Raw genomic sequence first — 5,898 nt, 5'->3', positions numbered from 1 at the left:
TCATCGTCGAGCGTCGCTCGGCCGATGGGCGCAGACCCCTGGTCGTCCACAACATCGGTGCCGGCCCCGAGCTTGACGACACGCTCTTTTTGTACCCCATCACCGGTCACTATCGATACAGCGGATCCGATTAGGATGAAGCCGATGTATATCGTAGTCAGGATATCCATGTTTGAATATCAGCCCATGCCTGCCTGCGTTTACCCATGACCATCAGTCCTCTTGGACATAATACTGATCCGCGCCAGGGCCTTGTCGGTGATCCGGTCCTCCAGCAAAACGTCATGCCCACAATATATGCGTCTTGACCCTGGACCTCGGCCGTGCCTCCATCCAATGGTGGCAATCTCGCCAAAATTCCAGGGGCCGACACCTCATTGTCTTCAAAATGTCATGTTCTCGGTGTTGCGCCGCAGCGGTTTTGGGCGTAATTTTTCTTCGATTTCTTCCATACCTTCAACCATGCTTTTAGAAAGCCGAAAAGGAGTCGACAGATGAAAAGGATGATCGCACCCATCGTGTTCCTGGCCTTGCTGGCGTCCGGAGTGGCCCAGGCCGAAACCCTGAGGCTATTGACCTGGAAGGGCTACGCCTCCAAGGAATTGGTGGACAAGTTCACCAAGGAAACGGGTATCACGGTCGAAGTGACCTACACGAACAACGAGGAGATGATCGCTAAGCTCAGAGCCACCCGGGGAGCCGGATTCGATCTGGCCCAGCCGAGTCAGGACCGAATTTCGTCGGTACAGGAACAGTTCAAGATCTATCAGGCCATGGACTACACCAAGATCGATGCCTCGCTGTTCATTCCCTCGATGCTCGATGCCGTGAAAAAGAATACGGTCGTGGGTGGTGCATCCTACGCCGTTCCCTTTTGCTGGGGCACGTCGGGGCTGATCGTCAACAGCGACAAGGCCAAGGGGGCGGATTCCTGGAACGTACTGCTCGATCCGGCCTACACGGGGCGGATCAGTTATCGTCTGAAGCGGCCGACCTTGATCGCCATGGGTTTTGCCCTGGGGTACGATCCATTTGCCCTGTACGCCGACGAGGCGGCCTACAAGGAGATGCTGGACAAAATTGAAAAGACCCTGATCGAGGCCAAACCGCTTGTGCAGAATTACTGGGCCAACGGGGACGCTCTGCTCGAGTCCATGCGTTCCGGCGAGGTTTTCGTGGCCATGGCCTGGGACAACGGGGGCTGGAAGCTGCATGAAGAGAACCCGGCCATCGATTTCGTGGCCCCCAAGCAAGGGGCTCTCGGCTGGATCGATACCTTTGCCATCCCGGCCAAGGCCGAAAACATCGAAGCGGCCTACAAGTGGATCAATTTCATGCTCAGGCCGGAAAACGCCGGACTGTTCACCTCCCAGGAAAAGTGCGCCACGGCCTCCAAGGGTGCCAACGAGTTTGTCGACCCGGCCGTTCGGGCCAATTTCGAGAGATGCTTTCCGCCGGCAACCATCGACAACATCAAGTGGTATCCCCCGGTCCCGGCCAAACTCGAAAGCCTTGAAGGTATGACCCTCGACAAGGTCAAGGCCGCCAGCTAACAGCCCGTTCACCATTCTCAATCGTTTGGGCCTTTCAAATGGCCCGGGCATTCACCGAAAGCTCTGCGGACTGACCGGTTCGCGGAGTCGGCGTCGGGCCGAAAGGCCGCCTTTTCTGCCCGACGCCCCAACAGCGGGACTTCGACATGGACAACGATCTTTCCGTCCGCTCCCTGGTCAAGACCTTCGGTCCATTTCGGGCCGTGGACGATGTCAGTTTCGATGTCCCCAGGGGATCTTTCTTTTCCATTCTTGGCCCTTCGGGATGCGGCAAGACCACCATCCTGCGCATGGTGGCCGGGTTCGAGCGGCCCACGTCAGGAGTCATCGAGATTCGGGGGCAAGACATGGACGGGGTGCCTCCAGACAAGCGGCCGGTCAATCTCGTTTTCCAGCATCTGGCGCTCTTTCCGATGATGGATGTGGCTGAAAACATAGCTTTCGGCCTGAAACGGCGGAAGGTGCCCAGAGGTGAAATCCGGCGAAAAGTCGAAGACATCCTCGAGCGGGTCGGGTTGCCCGGGTTCGGAGGAAAGAGAATCGGCCAGCTCTCAGGGGGGCAGAAGCAGCGGGTGGCCATTGCCAGGTGTCTAGTGTTGGAACCGTCGGTTCTTCTTCTGGACGAGCCTTTGGGGGCGTTGGACCTCAAGCTCAGGGAACAGATGAAGGTCGAACTCAAGACCCTACAGGCCACGGTGGGCACGACGTTCATCTACATCACCCACGACCAGTCCGAGGCCCTGGTCATGTCGGACCAGGTGGCGGTCATGAACCTGGGAAAATTCGAGCAGATCGGCACGCCCCAGGAACTCTACGGCCAGCCGGTCTCGCCCTTTGTGGCCGGATTTGTCGGGGACACCAATACCTGGGCCGGGGTCGTAACCGAGTCCGGTCGAGACGAGGTCGCCGTCAGAACCGACGAAGGCTTTGTCTTCAGGGCCAGGATCAGGGGCAATGCCGAAACCGGACAGAGGGTCGACCTTTTCCTCCGGCCCGAAGCCATGCGCATCGACCCGCAGGAGAGGGGAGGCCTTAATCTCTTCACCGTCAGGGTCAAGACCATCCTATTTGACGGGGCCAACAGTCGTCTGTTGACGGCCACGGCGGCCGGGCACGAGCTTTTGGTCACCCTCCCTCAAAATCGCAAATTCGATCACATCAGACCCGGTCAGTCCATCGCCGTCGGATGGGACCCGCAGTCCGGCATCTGCTTCCGGACGGAGTCCTGACATGACTCGATCCAGGTTCGGTCTTTTTTTCTTCCTGGCCCCGGTCGTTCTCTGGTTGGGCCTGCTCATCATCCTGCCTCATCTGGACCTTCTGGTCATGAGCCTGAGAGGAGAGAACGAATACGGCGAAATGGGCTGGACTTTTCGAAATTATCTGAATTTTTTCCACGAGCCCATTTATTGGCTGACCTTTGTCCGGACGGCCCTCTATTCGGTGATCACAACGGTTTTGACCTTTGTTCTGGCCATGCCCGTGGCCTTTTACATCGTCAAGGTGGCCAGACCCAGAACACAGCGCTTCTATCTCGTACTTCTTCTTTTGCCATTCTGGGTAAGCGAACTGGTCCGGGTGTATGGGTGGATGATTCTCCTGCGAGAGTCCGGGGTCATCAATTTCTTTCTGATGAAAATCGGACTCACGACCCGGCCGGTGGAAATGCTCTATAACGATGCGAGCATGATCATGGGCCTAGTGTACACGTCCATGCTGTTCATGGTCGTTCCCCTGGTCTCGGCCGTGGAGAGTCTGGACGACAGCCTGATCGAAGCCGCCCACGATCTGGGGGCGGGCAAGCTCACCATCTGGTGGACGATCGTCATTCCCCACTGCAAGGCCGGGATCACTTCCGGGGCCATCGTGGTGTTCATGCTCTGCCTCGGCAACTACCTGACGCCGAATCTCATGGGAGGCAAGAATTCCCTGTGGTTCACGGAACAAATCTACAACCAGTTCATCGCCAGCTTCAACTGGAATCAGGGATCGGCCTTCGGGTTCCTCCTGCTGGCTTTGTCTTCGGTCATCATCTGGCTGGGCCTCAAGGTTTCGGGGCAAAAATTGGGTGAGGTGGCTTCATGATCAGGAGCCTGCCGAGTTCAAGGACCTATTCATGGGTCTATTGTTCGTTCATCATCCTGTACTTTCTTTTTCTGTTCGCACCATTGGCCGTGACCTGCGTTTTAGCCTTCAACAATTCCGACTTTCCCTCTTTGCCCTGGAACGGGTTCACTCTGGACTGGTTTCTGTCGCCCGGGCCGGATCGGGTGGGCATCTTTCACGACCAGCAGAATCTGAGGTCCATCTGGGTCAGCTTTCAGACGGCTTTTTGGGTAGCCATTTCCAGTGTGGTTGTCGGGACCTGCGCGGCCTTTTTGTTCGAGCAGGAGGAATTTCCCCTCAAGGGCCCGCTCTACCTGCTCATGCTGGCCCCATTGGTCATTCCTGGCGTGATCCTGGGCATTTCCATCCTTTTGGCGGCCAATACGGCCGGAATGTTTTTCGAGGACCGGCTGGGAGTGGACATTTCGTTTTTGCGTCCCAGTTTCTGGCTGGTGGTTCTGGGTCAGTTTTCCTTCATCACCACGTTCGTGACCCTGGTTGTGGCCGCCAGGCTCCGCAAGTTCGATCCCGCTCTGGAAGAGGCGGCCATGAACCTGGGGGCCAACCGCCTTCAGGTTATCCGGCACATCACCATTCCCTTTTTGCGTTCGGCCATACTCGGAGCCGGGTCCGTGGCTTTCCTGATGAGTTTTGAGAATTTCAACACAACCCTGTTCCTGGTCGGATCGCAACCCACCCTGCCGGTCAATCTCTACCTGCAAGTCAGGGATGGAAGCACTCCGGTGATCAACTCCATCTCCCTCCTTCTGATCCTGGGAACATCCCTTCTGGCCCTGGTCAATCTGCTCGGTTCCCCCAAAGAAACGTAGGCAAGTTTGGTCTTCGATCTCGTTTCCGCAAGAAAGATGGCTCAGATCCCGCTCGATGCTTGTATCGGTTTCCTTTTGGACCCGATCTACGTCTTTTCCTCTTCCAACGGTCATGAGGACCGTGTCGACATAATGTTCTTCTTTCCATGGCCGGTGGGCCAACGAGACGGAGCTTCGTCATGGTGGCGGGGTCAATCCGGCGGGACGCTGGTTGACACGATGTGCAGACGCAAGCAAAAAACATTTCCAAAATAACGACACAACAATGAGCTGGTCGGCCGACGCATCTTGTTTTTTGGACATGACGCACACTAGGCGGGAATAACACATGGTATTCAAGAAGACAGACATTCCTCTCGAAGTCGTGATCCTGGCCATCGGTGGAATGGTCATGCTGATAACCGGGGTCCTGCTCTTTCCCATCTCCTCCGGTGTGTTTCCATACTACGAAAACGGGTTGTTTGGCCTGCTCCTGATCGTATTCGCCCTGCAAATGATCACGCTTGGAAGAACGCCTTTCGGCGACCTGCCGAGGTCAAAGTTCGTACTCGCGGTGGGTCTGGGCATTGCGGCTATCGGCATGGCCACCTGCTTCCTCCCGACATTGGTTCGCCTTCCCCGGATTGCGCTTTTCATCTGTTTCGTCCCTGGCGGAGCACTGCTTTTTTTGCGGATGTGCTTTGCCCGGGACAAACTCCGGAGCTGGGCAAAATATGGGGGTATCTTTTGGCAACTGATTTTCGGGTGTGGATCGGTCTATGCCCTGTCGATGGCCATTGGCCTGCTTCTCTGGAAACCCAATCTGCTGACCAAACCGGTCACGGCTTTGGCAGTATTACTCTTTGGTGCGGCGATTTTCTATCTTGCGGTGGTGCTCTGGACGATATGCCGCAGATATCCGGAGGCCGAGAGGCGCCCCGATGGAGATGTGGATCTTTCCACGGACCAGGCAATACTCTTGCTGATGGGTGTTTTCATGCTGCTGCTCGGGTCTCTGCTCATCCCGGTGAGCTTGGGTTTCATCCCTTTTTCACCAAGTGCGCAACTGGGCCTCTTGATGGTAATTTTCGCGATCCAGATGCTTGCGTCCGGGAACACACCCGTGGGTATCTTTCCCCGTTCATGGGCCATCATCGGGGTGGGCCTCGCGTTTTCGGCTTTGGGGATCGCCTCCTGCATCATCCCGAACATTTTGGTCCAGCCGCTGACCGTGCTCGTCGGCGTCCTCAATGTCGCGAGCGGCTCCATTGGGTTGGCAAAAATGCGGGCGCAACGTTCCCGGCGAACGGATGAACAGCGTAAGCCCGCACTTCCGATACTGGTCCGGTTGTTCGCGGCCCAATTGACTTTGAATTTTTTGGCCATTCTTTTCGGAGTATCCATGCTTGTCCCGGGCCTGGTCCATGGGC

Annotated in this window: 6 protein-coding genes; all 6 read left to right on the top strand. The window is 56.6% G+C overall.

What is annotated here, in order from left to right:
• The coding region (locus EOM25_11705; GenBank protein ID NCC25837.1) for a DUF1287 domain-containing protein at positions 1–134 on the top strand (134 nt) is incomplete at its 5' end.
• Between the two features lie 360 nt (positions 135–494).
• Entirely contained in the window at positions 495–1,553 is a 1,059-nt protein-coding gene (locus EOM25_11700) for an extracellular solute-binding protein (GenBank protein NCC25836.1), read from the top strand.
• Between the two features lie 146 nt (positions 1,554–1,699).
• Positions 1,700–2,782 carry an ABC transporter ATP-binding protein gene (locus EOM25_11695; GenBank protein NCC25835.1) on the top strand — a complete coding sequence of 361 codons (1,083 nt, stop codon included), beginning with the start codon at positions 1,700–1,702 and terminating at the stop codon, positions 2,780–2,782.
• 1 nt (position 2,783) lies between these two features.
• On the top strand, positions 2,784–3,638 hold the full coding sequence (locus EOM25_11690; protein NCC25834.1) for an ABC transporter permease: 855 nt from the start codon (positions 2,784–2,786) through the stop codon (positions 3,636–3,638).
• A complete protein-coding gene (locus tag EOM25_11685) occupies positions 3,635–4,489 on the top strand; it encodes an ABC transporter permease (protein ID NCC25833.1) in 855 nt (284 codons plus the stop codon). Before EOM25_11690 ends, EOM25_11685 begins: the two co-directional genes overlap by 4 nt.
• Before the next feature lie 457 nt (positions 4,490–4,946).
• Positions 4,947–5,898, top strand: a 952-nt coding sequence (locus EOM25_11680; protein ID NCC25832.1) for a hypothetical protein, incomplete at its 3' end; no start/stop codon positions are given.

The organism is Deltaproteobacteria bacterium (assembly GCA_009929795.1).
Lineage (GTDB): Bacteria > Desulfobacterota > Desulfovibrionia > Desulfovibrionales > Desulfomicrobiaceae > RZZR01.
The sequence above is the reverse complement of the archived record's forward strand: the minus strand, read 5'-3'. Positions and strand labels throughout refer to the sequence as shown.